At 45.3% G+C, this 15,180-nt stretch carries 13 protein-coding genes; 6 read left to right on the top strand and 7 right to left on the bottom strand.

The window, feature by feature from the left end:
• The first annotated feature begins 54 nt into the window (after window positions 1-54).
• The gene (locus tag EBR25_09560; GenBank protein NBW41234.1) at window positions 55-2,133 is read left to right on the top strand and encodes a hypothetical protein; all 2,079 of its coding nucleotides are present in this window, start codon (window positions 55-57) and stop codon (window positions 2,131-2,133) included.
• Between the two features lie 183 nt (window positions 2,134-2,316).
• On the opposite strand, the gene EBR25_09555 is transcribed toward EBR25_09560, so the two are convergent.
• The 3 genes from EBR25_09555 to EBR25_09545 form a co-directional block, all read right to left on the bottom strand.
• Window positions 2,317-2,598: a hypothetical protein gene (locus EBR25_09555; GenBank protein NBW41233.1), complete on the bottom strand. Its 282-nt coding sequence runs from the start codon at window positions 2,596-2,598 to the stop codon at window positions 2,317-2,319.
• Window positions 2,599-2,977: 379 nt separating this feature from the next.
• On the bottom strand, window positions 2,978-3,490 hold the full coding sequence (locus EBR25_09550) for a DUF892 family protein (protein NBW41232.1): 513 nt from the start codon (window positions 3,488-3,490) through the stop codon (window positions 2,978-2,980).
• A gap of 283 nt (window positions 3,491-3,773) precedes the next feature.
• Entirely contained in the window at window positions 3,774-4,223 is a 450-nt protein-coding gene (locus EBR25_09545; GenBank protein ID NBW41231.1) for a response regulator, read from the bottom strand.
• A 61-nt stretch (window positions 4,224-4,284) separates the two neighbouring features.
• Between EBR25_09545 and EBR25_09540 the strand changes: the two genes are divergently transcribed.
• Window positions 4,285-5,253 carry a LysR family transcriptional regulator gene (locus EBR25_09540; GenBank protein ID NBW41230.1) on the top strand — a complete coding sequence of 323 codons (969 nt, stop codon included), beginning with the start codon at window positions 4,285-4,287 and terminating at the stop codon, window positions 5,251-5,253.
• 21 nt (window positions 5,254-5,274) lie between these two features.
• On the opposite strand, the gene EBR25_09535 is transcribed toward EBR25_09540, so the two are convergent.
• Window positions 5,275-6,423 (bottom strand): GNAT family N-acetyltransferase, encoded by a 1,149-nt coding sequence (locus EBR25_09535; protein NBW41229.1) that lies wholly within the window; start codon window positions 6,421-6,423, stop codon window positions 5,275-5,277.
• 345 nt (window positions 6,424-6,768) lie between these two features.
• On the opposite strand from EBR25_09535, the gene EBR25_09530 reads away from it, so the two are divergent.
• The 3 genes from EBR25_09530 to EBR25_09520 are packed head-to-tail and all read left to right on the top strand — an operon-like array spanning window position 6,769 to window position 10,623.
• Window positions 6,769-7,797, top strand: coding sequence for an SGNH/GDSL hydrolase family protein (locus EBR25_09530; protein ID NBW41228.1), 1,029 nt, complete (start codon window positions 6,769-6,771; stop codon window positions 7,795-7,797).
• A 58-nt stretch (window positions 7,798-7,855) separates the two neighbouring features.
• Window positions 7,856-9,502: a hypothetical protein gene (locus EBR25_09525; GenBank protein NBW41227.1), complete on the top strand. Its 1,647-nt coding sequence runs from the start codon at window positions 7,856-7,858 to the stop codon at window positions 9,500-9,502.
• A complete protein-coding gene (locus tag EBR25_09520; protein NBW41226.1) occupies window positions 9,499-10,623 on the top strand; it encodes a glycosyltransferase in 1,125 nt (374 codons plus the stop codon). Before EBR25_09525 ends, EBR25_09520 begins: the two co-directional genes overlap by 4 nt.
• Here the strand turns inward: EBR25_09520 and EBR25_09515 are convergent.
• Together EBR25_09515 and EBR25_09510 are read right to left on the bottom strand one after the other, a co-directional pair.
• Window positions 10,599-11,831, bottom strand: coding sequence for a hypothetical protein (locus EBR25_09515; GenBank protein ID NBW41225.1), 1,233 nt, complete (start codon window positions 11,829-11,831; stop codon window positions 10,599-10,601). The two genes, EBR25_09520 and EBR25_09515, sit on opposite strands and share 25 nt — an antisense overlap.
• Window positions 11,831-12,907: a hypothetical protein gene (locus tag EBR25_09510; GenBank protein NBW41224.1), complete on the bottom strand. Its 1,077-nt coding sequence runs from the start codon at window positions 12,905-12,907 to the stop codon at window positions 11,831-11,833. The genes EBR25_09515 and EBR25_09510 overlap by 1 nt, the downstream gene beginning before the upstream one ends.
• 102 nt (window positions 12,908-13,009) lie before the next feature.
• Between EBR25_09510 and EBR25_09505 the strand changes: the two genes are divergently transcribed.
• Complete coding sequence (locus tag EBR25_09505; protein ID NBW41223.1) at window positions 13,010-14,182, top strand: GNAT family N-acetyltransferase; 1,173 nt, start codon at window positions 13,010-13,012, stop codon at window positions 14,180-14,182.
• Window positions 14,183-14,233: 51 nt separating this feature from the next.
• Here EBR25_09505 and EBR25_09500 read toward each other — a convergent pair.
• A partial coding sequence (locus tag EBR25_09500; protein ID NBW41222.1) for a hypothetical protein occupies window positions 14,234-15,180 on the bottom strand: 947 nt, incomplete at its 5' end.

Below are 15,180 nucleotides of genomic sequence, written 5' to 3'. Positions count from 1 at the left end.
TCTCAGCAATCGCTATTGTTAGGAGAAGGGCCCCATTACGGAGATGTTCGAATATTGCCGATCTTTGTCGAGGTCGCCGGAAGAGACACGTTCACCTCAGAGGAGCTAACTAGCTTTCCCCGTCTCTTTTACGATCTCCCCGGTGTCTCACCGAGTCTTAACGAACAGCCCCGCTTGAAACGGTACCTCGAAAGGGACTCCTTTGGTCAGGCGAGCGTCTTGGGCCCAGACGGTGCCCTCGGAAACCAGTCCACCTTTCTCGGTCCGTATACGATCTCACAATGGGACTGTACTGATACGCATGGTTCCGCTCAGACACTGGTCAATGAGCTTGAGGCATTGGTTGACTTCTCAAGCTTGGCTACCGGAACTCGTTTGATGATATTTTTCCCTTCGCGCATAGCAATCAATCCCGATGGTTCTAACTGCTGGTACGATGGGGTAAGCACATGGATGACGCTCACCTCGCAGGATTTTGTAGGAGAGCTTGAGACCGTTCTGACGGTTGTGTTGGAGCATGAGGTGCAGACTTGGCTCCATGAGCTCGGTCATGGTTTTGGAGCTGGTCATGCGGGAAGAGCTCAGTGTGACGACTATTCGTGGCATCAACTTCCCTTGGCGATGAATACCGCAGAGTATCAGGGCACATCTAGCTGTGGCTCGGCCGCGTATTCGGACTTCTTGGGTTACATGGGCAATGATTCGGCTGAGCTTCGCACAGTAACGAACAGCAATGCGATACATAAGAGTGCCTTCGGGTGGCTCAGTGAGGATCTCGCCGCACCCCACCGTATTGAGAGAGTCACCGAGAGTGGTACTTACAATCTCGTGTCTTCTTCCGAGGAGACCGTGTCTGGTCTGAAGGCGCTCAGAGTGAAGGTGGGACAGAATACCGATCTCGTAATCGAGTTCCGCTCTCCGCTCAATCAGGATGGTACCCCCACCTTTGACGCCGAAGTTTTAGGGAATTCGTTTCTGATTCCCACGGTCGATGAGAGCCTCTTTTTAGGAGCGATGCTTACCCGATCGCGAAGAGGTTTTGGGCACACCTACTCGCTCCTTTTTGATGCAGATAGGCTTCCGACTGAACCTGATCTGATGACCCTTTTGCCGAAAAATTTCACTCTCCCATTCGGGCAGAGTTACACAGAGCCTAACTCTGGAACGATCATCTCGGTTGGGAGTAGTGCGAGCAACCCGATCGTAGAGGTCGTTGTCGGACGCCAGGACTTTGAGGGGCCGGTAATCGAGGGTCCATTTATAAACTTGGCGGAGAGTACAAACTGTCTCACGACGTACTACGGCTCGGTAATCGACGAAGAGTCAGAGGTCATAAGTGCTGTCGCCAAGTTCTTTGAGCAGGATGGGGACGAAGCGCCATTTCTCCCAATCTCCCTTGAGCTCGATGAGTCCGGTAACTTTCAATTTCAACTTTCGAACACTGAGTATCACAGCAGGAAGGTAAAAATATTTGCGACAGATAATGCGAGCGCACCCGGGATTGGCAATGCGCCGAACAATACTACAGTGTCACCAATAACCCCTCTTGCCTCGGGCGATTACTGCAATAATCCGCCTTCCTGGGCGCAGATTTTGACCGAACTCAACCCAGTGATGTACAGTCCCTTTCCAGTCGAGATACTCTTCTATGATGATCTCGAGATACGCGATATATCGATGGAGTTAGCGCCCGTCCCTACCGGTGCGCCGATACTGTTCGAGTTCCACATGCTGCCTCTGTTTTCAGAGTATCTCTACCAAGGAACGTTTTCCGGTCCTCCTGGAATGTACAGACTTGTTATTGCGATGAGCGACGCGGGAAATCCGCTCCATTACGTAGTTTACTACCTCTTTGAGGTCCGAGAGCGGCCATTCCTTCGGGGTGATGCAAACCGGGATGGGACGGTAGATATTGCAGACGCGATGACGATACTCAGTACCTTCTTGGGCGGTGAGGAGTGGGAATCGCTGGTATGTCAGAAAGCAGCTGATGCAAACGATGATGGGGCCGTTGATATCGCCGATCCGATCTATCTCCTCGATTATCTCTTGGGGGGTGGATCTGCACCGCCTGAACCCTTTCCCGAGGAGGGCATCGACCTTACTTCCGATGGGCTGACTTGTGATGGATAGAAGGTACAATGAGAGGGCGATCACCTTTTGGGCTGTTCACCATTAACTTAAGAAAGCTTGCTGAAGGAATACTCTTAGAGATTCAGGACGCGCCGAGAAAGGCTGCTGCTTGGACGTAAAATCATTTATGCTTCCCATCAACAAAAAGCGCTGTAGCCGTATCTTGTCCCTTAGAACGTCTTCTTATCTCATCGCTTTTTGTCCTTGCCTTAGTGCCCTCATGACAGCTTTTTTCGCCTTCCGAAAGGCAAGGCCTTTTGACGTCTTTTGCCTACTTAGCCTATTAAGCTTTTTAGTTGCTCGTTTCATGCTCTTCGCTTCTTTTCCTTCAAAAGTCTGAGCTGCTAGCGCCTCCTCTAGGGCTGCTTTGATATTATGGAGATTCTCCTTTAGTGCAGTAAAAGATTCTGCTGAGATCTTTCCCTTTATTGATTTCGTAAGAACTAATGCCATGTCAGCTATCACTTTCGATTCTTCTTTTTAGGCTGGAGGTTCCGGTGGAGGAGGGGAGGCCTCTGGGTTAGCGAAACAGTCAAGAACGCCGTTACCGTCAGCGTCTATGTCTTGAAATCCACAACCGCGGGTGCCAGGGGCATTCTTATTAGGATCAGCCGAGCAGAGGTCGATGCAGTCAGCTACGCCATCGCCGTAACTATCAGTGCCAGCTATGCTACAGCCGCATGTGCTAATCACCCGCTCCCTTAATTGAGTCAGTTTAAAAACTTAATATTATCTCTTTTATAGTGAAGGAGATGATACGATGGAGAAACGACATCAAGCAGTAAAAGTCAGTAGGATAATCAGGGATGTGGAATCGACCGAGGTGAAAGCCTTCCTCTACGGCCTATGCTGCCTGCGCAGCAACGTTCACCGATGATATAGCGATTGCGGTAAGATTGGCGTCTGCTTCTTTTTCCTCCTTTAGACTCTCCTCCAAGAGCATAGCAACTTCTTCATGCCCTAATCGCTGAGCGAAGTTTCGTGCAGTTCCATAGCCAGCAATTTCAAAATGTTCGACCCGTTGTACGGCAGCTATGAGTGCTGCATCGATGACATCTTGTGATCCTTTGGCGTCGAGCACCTCTTCGCAGTCTTCAATTAATCCTCTTATGGCCTCACAGGTGGTACGCTCCGGTTTTTTGCCAAGAAGTTGAAAAGCCTTCTCTAATCTCATGATTTGACCCTTTGTTTCAGAAAGGTGCGCGGTAAGTGCTCTCCCCAGCTCATCAGATGAGGCTTTTTCCGACATTTTTCTAAGAGCAGTAGTCATTCGCTGCTCTCCTTCATACAAACTTTTTAGTTGTTGTAAGAAAAGATCTTCCAGATGTTCAAAGTTCAAGGTGGAAAAAATGCCCATAAAAATCCTCCAGATTTTTGATTAAGATTATGCCCTCAGTTCCTTTCGCTAATCGAATTACTGGGGAAATCGATGATAATTGTGCGATACGAATAAGGTGAGAGGTATGCGATAAATCATGACCTTGAGTGCAATAATCACATTGATGTTCAGGCGCTATTTCTTTCCTCTTCCATAGCGATTGATAGATGGTTCAGTTCGATACAGTGTAGGCTGTTTTGCTATCGGAGGAGTATTCATGAAAAACATTAGATTTCTGGTAAAGTCAGGTATGGGAGAGAGGTCACTGCTTGTGACCGAGGGCGTACTCCGTATCCCGGTATAATAGTCCTTGAAGACAACTAGAGAGTTCCGAAGAAGAGAACGGTTTCCGCAGTTGGGGGACTTTGTGAAGAGAAGCAGGGAGGAGTCCGCCAAGGTCCTCACCACTCATAAAGGCAAAGGGAATATTATTTTCTTGTATTTTTTCGACAATTGAGAGAGTTGTTGAGTGGTTGAGGTAAAAGTCTAACAGTGCTGCCGACACGACATGGTCATGCAGATACTCAATCGCTGCGCTCTCTTCAGAGATGGGACCTACAACTTTATAGCCTTCAAGCTCAAGACAATCTTTGAGGAAACCCCCTACTAAGGGGTGATCCTCAATAATCAAGATACGTTGAGAAGTATCTTTGTCCAAGCGGTCCTCCTTTCTATTAAAACAGACCACAGAGCGTACTACTCCTAGCAGTATGAATGCTTAAGGTCTTAGGGGTCAATGAGATTATATTGGTATCGTGTATCCTAGATGCAGTGTGCTGATGTTTATCATAATATTTGAGGGAAAGTCGTTCAGGATAAATGCTATCCAGAAAACGATCGTTATGAACTTCAACCACTTGTATCATCTTCATATCATTGCAGAAGAAGGCTCTCTTGCAGGAGCAGCCCAGCGCTTAAGTCTTAGCTCCTCTACGCTGAGCGAACAATTAAAAAAAATAGAGGATTTTTTTGGAACGCCGTTGTTTAAGCGCTCCGGACACGGGTTGAGGCTAAACGAATCAGGGCATATCCTTCATCATTTTACCACTGAGATGTTTAGAGTTTATGGTAGAATCCTTTCGTTCTTTGACTTGCCTCCATCACCTGGTGCAGCAGCTCCTGTAGAAATCGGAATCTGTGAAGGGGTGGGAGAGATTCTTCCTGAAAAACTGCATAGGTATCTCTTTTCTGGAAAAGAGAAGCTTTCTATTCAGACTGCTCATCGAGAGATTCTATTTCAACAAATGCGACAATATCTTCTTGATATTGTTTTTGAATTCAAGCCTGAAGGAGGCCATGAAGAGTCTCCCTTTCAAAGAAGGGTTATTGTCCCGGTGGATCTGGTTGTGTTATGCCATCCCGCGCAGAAAGAGGCCGTTATGCTCAAGATTAAGAGAGCGAATAGAGTGCCGCTCTTTGTGCTCTCGCTCTTCAAGCCGTTTGCAGAGATAATTATGAGAGAGTTGAATCACAGCGAAATCTGGCCGGAATGTATTCACTCATTAGGATGTATCAGTGAGGTCGAGCGAGTCCTAGCGATATCTGAATCGATAGCCTTACTGCCAGCACATTCTCTTGGCAAAGAGTTTTCTCAAACCCCTTTGATTTCCCTAGAGGGGCCACCCATTCGAGTAGGAGAGGTCTGTCTGATAACGAATCGCACGAAATCTCCAGCCATTCTAGAAAATATGAGCGAGACCTTTGCTGAAAATCTAGCAGATTCTCATCAAATTGGAGAATAGGGGTTCCAATGAAGTTGGCGACTATCGCACTTGAGCAATAGAAGAGATTTTGTGCCTGAAACTCTTTAGATATAAGCTCTTCATGAGGTCGATACCAAACGTAACCGTACCCATCGCTGAGTTTTCATATGTGTTGAGGCTATGAAGCTGTCGAGAAAATGAGGAGAGTTCACGCTTATATCGCTGCTCGCCAGATAAAAAGTCATATTGGGATACGCCAATCTTACTCAATTCCTTCATTAAGAGTAGGTGAGTAAGAATCCCTGGACTTTTACAGGCTGTGTCTTCCCGCATTCTATTTCCAGATTGATAGAATTCGTAGCGGTCTGGGTGTAGGAATCCGTAGATACCATATAATAACCGTCCTCTAATGGAGAGAGCTGCGACTACCGAGGTGGTGCTGCCGTGTAGGAGATCGATGAGCGTCTCATGAAAATGCACCTTTCTCTCTATGTGAAATGCCCCACGAGATCCGCGCTTTTGCCAATCTTTCTGATGGCATGCCATGAGCCAACGAAGGAGCCGTCGTTTCTGTTGTGGCGATTCTGGAAAAATAAGACGTGCCTTAAGGTTCTCAGCCGATCGAAGGAGTCTTTTGAAGCGAGCTCGGCGAGTAGGAGAGAGGCTAATCAGGTAATTATCAAAGCCTCCTTCAAGGGAAGCAATCCAAGTCCTATCGGAGGACGTTTTTCCATGTCCTAGATACTCATGAATTTTATGAAGCCCATTATCTGGATAGTTCATGCGAGATAACTGCATAGCAGGGAGCTTTTTAGGGAAAAATTGAATAAGTTGATCGAAAATACATTCGCCGACGAAAGGCATATGCTGGGGATCTTCAAGGATACCGAGATATTCTGAGTACAGGTCTCGCTCTACTTGCCGATGTGTACCCAAGAATCGAACTTCTCTTGTTCCTAGTTGGGTATGAAGAGCATAGAGGGGCATAATACCGATCAGCGTGTTGCCATCCCAGGCACTGATAAGCATGAGCGAATCTGTAGTTTTATCTGATTTCAGTTGGAAGAGTTTCCACCATAAATAGTTCCACTCCCAGGAGAGAAAAATAGTTCTGAAGGGATTTTTGCGATAAAGCGCCTTCCACGCAATTTCTAATGTCGCAAAGTCATCGATGTCATGATGTATATTGGTCGTAATTCTCTTAACCATCGGTAGAGTAAGTAATGATCAAGAGCATGAGACAATGTTGGAGATCAGCTCCTAACAAAGAACATATGTAACAGGCGTTTATTTGATAGTTCTTAGTATCGAAATAGATAGAATGCTTTGAAGTTTGGTGCTCGTGTGATTCATCTCAGGATAAAATGCATCTTGGGCCTATTTGGTTTGTTACTTGGGCTATACTTTTCTGAAGTAGTCTTAATAGTCCTTGCTCCTTACCTCAGACTCCGTTGTATGCCGTTTCACTGCGACAAAGCGAGCATCTCGTCTATCATTCTGAATGATAGACGACAAGGAAATGACATCTATCCCGCGATACATCCTCGTCAATTTATGCACGCAGCGGTTGGAAACGTAGGTGAGAAGTCGATTCTACCGTTAGGTGGCATCTCAAATGTACCAACTCTTCTCTGCAATGAGCGAGGCCCACCGATTCGATATCAGAGCGGCCCTTTTGGTTTTCGAAATTCGGATAAGCAGTCTCTAAAATCTGTCGATTTACTGCTACTTGGGGATTCATTTACACAAGGATTTTGCGTGAATGAAGAGGCACATTTTACAGGAGGGATGAAAGAATCTGGTTATGCTCTTTGGAATTTTGCAAGTAGTGGCAATGGACCACTGGCTGAATACGCCACCTTTCGAGAGTATGCTGTCGAGTTCAAACCATCAACAACTCTGTGGTTCTTCTTTGAAGGTAATGACTATGAGGATTTTGCAAGGGAGTTAAAGAATCCCATTTTGGCTCGATATCTACAGGATAAATCCTTTACTCAGAATTTGCGAGGTCGTCAGCGAGCGGTAGATGCACTTCTGAGACATTTTGCCGACAGCCAGCTACAGAGTTATGCAAATAGAGGAGCATTAAAAAACTGGTTTGTTTGGTCTGACATCAAGCGGAATACGCTAGAGTGGCTACGTCTTTACAATATACGTTCGCGTCTTGGAATGGCAAATAAGACAAGGGCCTGGCGAATGGAAGCAGAGATTGCTCCATATTCTATGAGACATCTGACAGAACAGTTGCTTTTCATAATCAAAGAGATAGAAGAAGTAATCGCAGCGTGGAACGGAAAACTTATTTTTGTTTATCTACCTGCGTGGCAGCGATTCTCACATGGAGCGGTGTTTCGTAGTCATCCAGAGTACAAAATATTACGCGAAAAAATTATTCAACGAGATATTCCTTTCATCGATATAGCGGAATCGTTCCAGGAACATCAGGATCCACTATCGTTGTTTCCAGGCCGAATCAATCTGCATTATAACGAGGCGGGATATCACATTATAACGGATAAACTGAGTGCATATTTCAGCAGTAGTGACACTCCTCATGACTCCTCCGGAAAAGATACGGTATAGATGCGTCTCCTCTAGAAGGATAGTCAGTTGAAATGAGAAATGAATAGGAGAAGCAAGTATGGCATGTTTGGAATGTCTGACCACCAAGGTTGCGTCAGTGGGGAATTTGATATCGAAGATCCCTCATTTAACTTGTTTCGTATTGTTGATGTCTTCCTTTTGTGTGCTCCCGAAAGCTATTCATGCGGAAAGTGAGAGTGAGCGGAAGATCGATGTACTTTTTCTTTTTGATGATACGGTCAGTTTTGAACCTTACATAGAAGATTTCTCAGGCTTAGCTCAATCATTAATTGAAGAATTAGAGAACAGCTTACCAGGGGTAGAGTTCGGATTTGGTATTGCTCGATTTGAAGACTATGGAGGTCCAGGATGGTCATTCTGCAGTGGTCCTCAAACCTGTCTGGAGGATAAACAGAACCGGATTAATGGACGCCCCTTTATTTTGAATCAAGCAATTGTCACAAAAGAGGCAGCGGGAGGTGTCGCTGAACGTAATCAGTTAATAGGAGAAGCCCTACAGCGAACAGCCCCAGGCTTTGGTGGCGATGATCCAGAGAGCGCTCTTGCAGATGCGCTCTATCAGGCAGCGACAGGTGTAGGATTTGATGGGAATGGAGACGCCGAGTTTCTGGGATTCTCTGGTATTCAAAGAGCAGGGGATATTGATACTCAAGTAGACCCTGATGAGAGCGGAGATGTGCCGCCATTCTCCTCTCTCATAGAGACTCATCATACAGCAGGAACGGAGGGAGGAGTCGGTTTTCGGGCTGAGGCCTTGAAGCTCATTGTTTTGGCAACGGATATTTGTTCCACCGTAGCTATCCCACCCTTTTCCGCTGTTCCAGATCAAATAGTAGGATTGTACAGTAGTGAATACACTGATGACTTTCGTTGTAGTAGCCATCCGTTTGGACAAGATCGAAGTGGATACGTTTCTGATGCATTTTCTGAACTCAGTAGCACCGTGCCAAATAGTGTTGTTCCAAAGGGAGGTGCTGACATTCAGCTGACAATTGATGCTCTCAACGCCGAGAAGATTAGAGTTATTGGAATGGGACCAGGAGTGAGTCCTGTCCCCTCAGGGTCTGGACCGTCCTTTGAGCCTGGTCATTTCCTATCCGCATTAGCGCGTATTACCGGCGCAGTAGACTCTATGGGTATTCCTCTTGTTTTTGATCTTGAAGATGAGCCATACAATGTGCGAGAGAAACTGGTAGATAATATTCTTTTAGCAACAGCCTCTGAGAATCCAGGTTGTCAGACAATAAATTTTCAGAACACTCTTGCAGATACCCAGACTCTCATTCGGCGGCAGAAGAAGACGCTCAATAGACTAATTCGAATTCTGAAACTATCAGGCGCCATAACGACTTCTTACGCACGTCCGATGCGAAAGAAAATAAACGTAATTACAGAGGAGGCCCTTTTAACTCTTAGCACTTTACCTCAAGCACCGCTGATATGTGCAACTACTGCATGCCCCTCTATAAGCCATCAATCCGAACTTGCGACAATCAGATCGATCTCAACGGCACTGAAAAGACGTGCCCGTCGACTTTCACGTAGCTACCGTGACAAAGTTTCTTCGACCATCAGACAAAGAATCATTCGAAAAAGGAAACGCGCGAGAAAGCTTTTTCAGAAAGTGCAGGAGCAGATCAGTTATTTGCCCCAATTAAGCTCTCTTTGTAGTAGTAATACATGAACCCCCCAAAAAATATCCGTACTCTGATTCTTATTGATACCGCACGAATTGGGGGACCTGGCAAAGGAATTTTGCAGCTGCTCGATACCGTATGTCATGCCCAACATTCGATACAAGTCGCCACTTTTCAAAGTGCACGTCATAAAAGCTCGGAGTTTATCCAGGAACTAGAGAAACGAGGGCATACACCGATAGTTTTATATGAACGAAGTCGATTTGATACGCTCCCTATAAAGAAATTCAGGGAAGTATTGCTTTCAGGAAAATACGATATCGTTCAGTCACACGGATATAAGGCCCATCTCTATGCGCGAATTGCAAGAATTCGAGTCCCAATTATATGGATAGCTGTTTTGAATGGCTGGACGGCTGAGAATCTACAGGTCAGAGGCTATCATCTACTGGATAGGCTCAATATTCCGTACGCTGACAACATTGTGGCCGTATCAAGAGAATTGGGTGATTATGCAAGAAGAGTAGCGAAAGATATTCCAATCAATGTGATTCCAAATGCTGTTGAATATAAAGAGAGTGCTATTCAACATCAAGGTAATGGTTGCAGGAACTTTCGCCTCGGTATTATCGGTCGATTAAGTCATGAGAAGGGACATAGGCTCCTGTTTCAAGCGCTTAAATCCCTTAATAGATTTCCCTTTCAATTCTTTCTTGATGTGGTTGGGGAAGGGGGATGCTACGATGAGCTCCTCGGAATGGTCAGACATTTTGGACTCGAAAAAAGAGTTCGCTTCTTGGGGTATCAAAAAAATTTAGATGTGATTTATCGTTCATTAAATCTTGTCGTGATGCCATCGCTCCACGAGGGATCCCCGAACGTTTTACTTGAAGCGATGTCTCATGGAGTGCCAGTACTTGGGGCAAATATTTCTTCACTCAGCTCAATTATCCGTAACCGTGAAAACGGATTTTTGTTCGAAGCTGGGAATGTTGATAATTTGTCCGACGAATTACGATTTATAAGTACGGTTCCCTCCGATAGGCTAAGATGCATTAGTCTCAATGCTAGAGATCAGATAAGACGTGATTTTGCTCCGAGTATGCGAACGAAGCGATTTACTGACCTCTATCAACGACTTGTCTACTCAGACAGTAATGAGAAATAACGGTTGAGTTCATCGTACAGAACGTCTGCAATCAAGGTATGAGCCCTGTCGGTATAGTGAACATCATCCGTAAAATACTCTAATGTTTTGGGTATGGACCGTTCAAGGTCAACAAACAGAGCGGGAGAAGTTCCCGCAATCTCCTTTACCTCGGTATTATATTGCTGCATGCCCTCTAGTGCTGTTTTAAGCGTCCATTGTTCCCGAGGGCCGATTGCCTCTCTCCGTATCATGTAGAGATGAGGATAAACATCATCAGACATGGATGAATGGTAGAGATACGGCTGAGTCATGATGAAGATCGGAATGTGTTTCTTATTCACAGTATTGATTAGTACCTCAATATTTCTTCTAAAAGACCGTTTTCCAGGGAAGTTGTCGGTGTAGGTCTGTTTACGGGGCGTATGATACCAGGCTGCTTGTAAAAAGCTTGATAGTAATTGAAAAGGCTCATCTTGACGATAAAAGACATCCCGAAAAGGCCCATAGAAATGACCATAATCTGAGCGAAATGAACCATTGCTGAAGTAACTAAAATCCGCGTTTGTGAGCAGATCATTTATCGCATGCATGAGAATAATGAGGTCGGGAGATCTTTTAGAAAGGTTGAGGTGGTAATTGATTAGGGTGTGAGCAGTCGTGTACCACTCTGTTGCTGCATTGTCTATCTGAATAGGCGGCAGGTGTTGAGCGGAGTTCAGCTTCTCCTCGAGGATGTCAGTCCAGCCAATCCCTCCACGCCCCTTCCAAGCGGTAGTTGATCCTCCTAGTGTAAGGATACGAAACGGAGATCTGAAATGAGAATAATTATTTGAAGATTCCTTTTTAGCGTTTTGAGCGACGTCTAATTTCGGTGGAGTGATCTGTAGAAATGAATGATATTTATTTAAGTTCGGCTTAGAGATGTGCCTCAGGTAGGTGTTGATAATCGGATAGCATATGAGAATGGCTAGAAATAGACCTCCCAATGGAGCTATGAGAATAAAAAGAGAATGTTGAAACCGTTTCTGGCGCCGAAGAAGCAATAGCAGTACTAGAGCACAGAATGGAAGTGACAATCGAATGCTCTGTAGGATTCGATAAGCATTGGGTTTCCAACGAGAGTCAAAAAAATAGGGATCTGAAAAATAGAATCCGACGAATAAGAATATAATTAATCCAAATGCACAGAGATTCGCTACCAACAGCAGAGCTTTTGGTTTCTTCATTATTTCAGCCCAGAGTTAGTATCGATTCCAAATCTCCATTCAATGTAATCTTTGCTCCATCTATAATTTTGTGAAAACCGTTTTCCTGAATTGAGATCCGCACCGGCCACTCCGCCAACAAATATTTGATCAGACATTTCAGCGTATTGTGAATCTCCCGTCGTGACATAAAGCCATGCGTAAGCAGGAGCAATGAGAAGATTCAGGTCTGGGGCAAATGCTATTGAAGTTTCAATACACTCAGAATAGTCTGAGCCGTCAGCACAGACTATGTAAGGGAATGCCATTTTTTGCGGATCCCAGCTAGTTCTCCAAAGCCATTGAGCGGCATTCTCTATGTTATTCAGAATTGTTGGATCAGGAGTTCGTTGATATGCGGCTATGAGTGCTTCGAAGGTTAATCCCATCATGAACGGTTTTACGTAGTTGGAGCTCCGAAAATCTATCCATTGCTGGAGGTGTTGATTCGCGTAGTATATGGCGGTATCGAGGCGAGACTGAAATGTCTGAATACCAAGCTCAAGCGCGATAAGATAAGTATGAATGAGATAAGCCGTCTCCCTACTCAAATCAGAGCTCAGCCCTCCTGATTTTTGGGCAAAGGCCGACTCTTCGGCTAGTAGTAGTATCGCGAACCGAGATGTGCGATCTCCTGTGCGTAGATAATGTTGATAGAGACCATGAGGAAAAACCCGCCAGCCCGGTATTTTTCCATCTGCATCAATGACATATTGTCGATATAGCTCGATGATGAATTCAGCGCATTGTTCCCATTGTTCTGATCGAAAAAAATCAGCTGCATTGTAGAAAACTCGTGCTCCATCATAGTACCATACGCCTCCTTCCCATAATTTATTGGCAAAAATCTGATCTCTATCGCAGAAACGGGCTGCGTGGTTATTAAATTGACTGCTCCATCTGAGAACGCTTCTTGTGAGAGATTCCGAAGGCATTACTTTAGCCGTGGTAGGTATAGAACTTACTTCGCTATCTTGATAGCTATCACTTGCACATCCTGCGCAGAGAAGCATTCCGAGATGGATAACACAGCTTAAAAGCAAATGGGGGTGTCTCATGTACCTCCTATTTAATACGCAGCATCAGATTGGCGAAAAGTTGTTAGGAGCACGATTGTTGCCAATACCAGATGATTTCTGCATGAGTGCACTCATACCGGAATGCAAATATATCGGGCCTATTTTATCTTCCTTCACTCGGAGCTAAGGATGAGGATAGAGATAGCCACAAACCCAAATGTTCTATTGGGGCTTCAGGAGAAATGGAGAGATCTCGCACAGAATAGTCGAATAACGAACATTTTCAACGAGCCCGAGATGCTCGTACCGGCTCTTCAATTTCTTACGGGCAATAGAAAGATTCAGGTCGCTCTCTTATGGGAGAAAAAAGAGCTAGTGGGGCTTTTTCCTTTTGCTTTTAGTCCAACATGGAGAGGATTGCCTCTGAAACATTTCATCCTATGGAATCATCCCTATAGCTTCCTCTCTACACCACTTATTCGTTCTGACTATTTGATAACTACGTTTAATATGTTTCTCAAGTGGATCGTAAGCGTGATAAGGTATCCATACTTAATCGAGTGTCATCATATCTCATCGGAATTATTCAGTGGAGACAGAGAAGGGTTCTTGAGCCTTTTAGAAAAGTGCAAGTTTCAGAGCGCAATGCATTTAGAGAGCAGGCCTGGGTTTAACTTGCAGAGCTATGTATCCTTTGAGGACTATTGGCAAACACGCTCACGCGCATTTAGAAAGAAATACCGACAGCGTTTTCGGCAATTAACCGAACAAGGAATCGTCAAGGTTGAAAGACTACCGCTATTGTCTGAGGGAGGATCTCATGAAGCACTTCATTCTTGGATTGAGGACTTTCTACTTCTTGAGCAACAAGGATGGAAGGGGCGCCAAGGCACTGCTATGTGTTCGAATCAAGCACATGCACACTATTTCTCAAGAATAGTTAGTGAGCTTTTTAAAACTAACAAATTGCATTTTATGCGGCTTTCTGTGAATGGAGAGACGATTGCTGGGAAATGTTCTTTCTCAAGTGGGGGTAAAGTATTTTGCTTCAAAATTGCTTATCGAGAGAAATTCGCTCGCTCCTCTCCGGGTCTCTTGCTAGAAGTCGAGTTTATTCGGGAGATGATGAGATCTTCTGAATTTAGCGTGATTGACTCTTGCGCTCGCCCAGATCACCCACTATTCGAGAGTATTTGGGAAGATAGTATTTCTACGATCAGTGGGATTTTATATCGCGGCAAAGTATTTGGAATACTGAGAGGCGTCTATCGCCAATCGCTACAACACAGCGACAAATTCTACGAGACGAGATAGCTCGCGGCAAGGAGGGTGGAGGGCAGAAAGCCCTCCACCTTTAGGATTTACCTATTGTCCCTGTCGCCATTTGAGATACGAGAAGCTCCATCTGTAGTTCTGATTGAACTGTTTTCCATTCACGAGATAAGCGTTTCTCACGCCCCCTGCGAATGCAAGATCTCCACGCTCTCGGTGACGAGCATCTCCAGTTTTCGAGTACAGCCAGCCATAGACGGGCGCAATCAAAAGATTCAGATCAGGAGCTGGCTCTTGACCACCTGTTGAGTGATATCGATCCGTGTACATGAAGCTTTCCTGATTTGGTAGCCACATATTCTCCCAAACTCTATCCATAGCAAGCTCAAGCATTGGAAGAATATCAGGATCTCCAATTACCTCATCATAGAGGATGAGCGCCTGGGCGGTAAGGGCTACCATAAAAGGCCTTATGTATGGAGCTGTCTCGGATATGAACCACTGTTCGAGGTGATTGAGAGCTTGCGCCTTCAGATCATAGACTCGAGCGCGTCGTTCCATTCCGGCAAGCTCAGCATTCAGGTAGCTGGTTATGGTATACGCAACCTCTCGACTATAGTCGACATGTTCTGTCGAGCTAAGTGGAGTTGAGTCAACCGCAAATGCAGCGTTCTGTGATATCAGACGAAGTGCTTCGTAAGAGGTGTTGTCTCCGGTTCTCAGATAACTTTCTAGTAACCCATGTGTGAAGTTCCAATATCCAGGAACAAGTCCATTAGCTGGAAGTGCATACTGGTCTCTGTAGATAGACTGCGCTGCTTGAGCACAATCTAACCAAGAGCTATCTCCGGTATAGTCAGCGATTTGATAGAAGACAAGTTGCGCATCGTAGTACGTTGCAAGAAGCCTCGTATCAAAGCTTTGATTGTTATTTTGCAGAAGCGAGCAGTTTGATTGTCCATATTGAACCATCTGTGATTCCCACAGCGTTAACTCTGCTAGCTCCGGAGTCGGTTCTGGTGCTGGTACAGGCTCAGGTG

It is taken from the genome of bacterium, from assembly GCA_009926305.1.
Taxonomy (GTDB): domain Bacteria; phylum Bdellovibrionota_C; class UBA2361; order UBA2361; family RFPC01; genus RFPC01.
The sequence above is the reverse complement of the archived record's forward strand: the minus strand, read 5'-3'. Positions and strand labels throughout refer to the sequence as shown.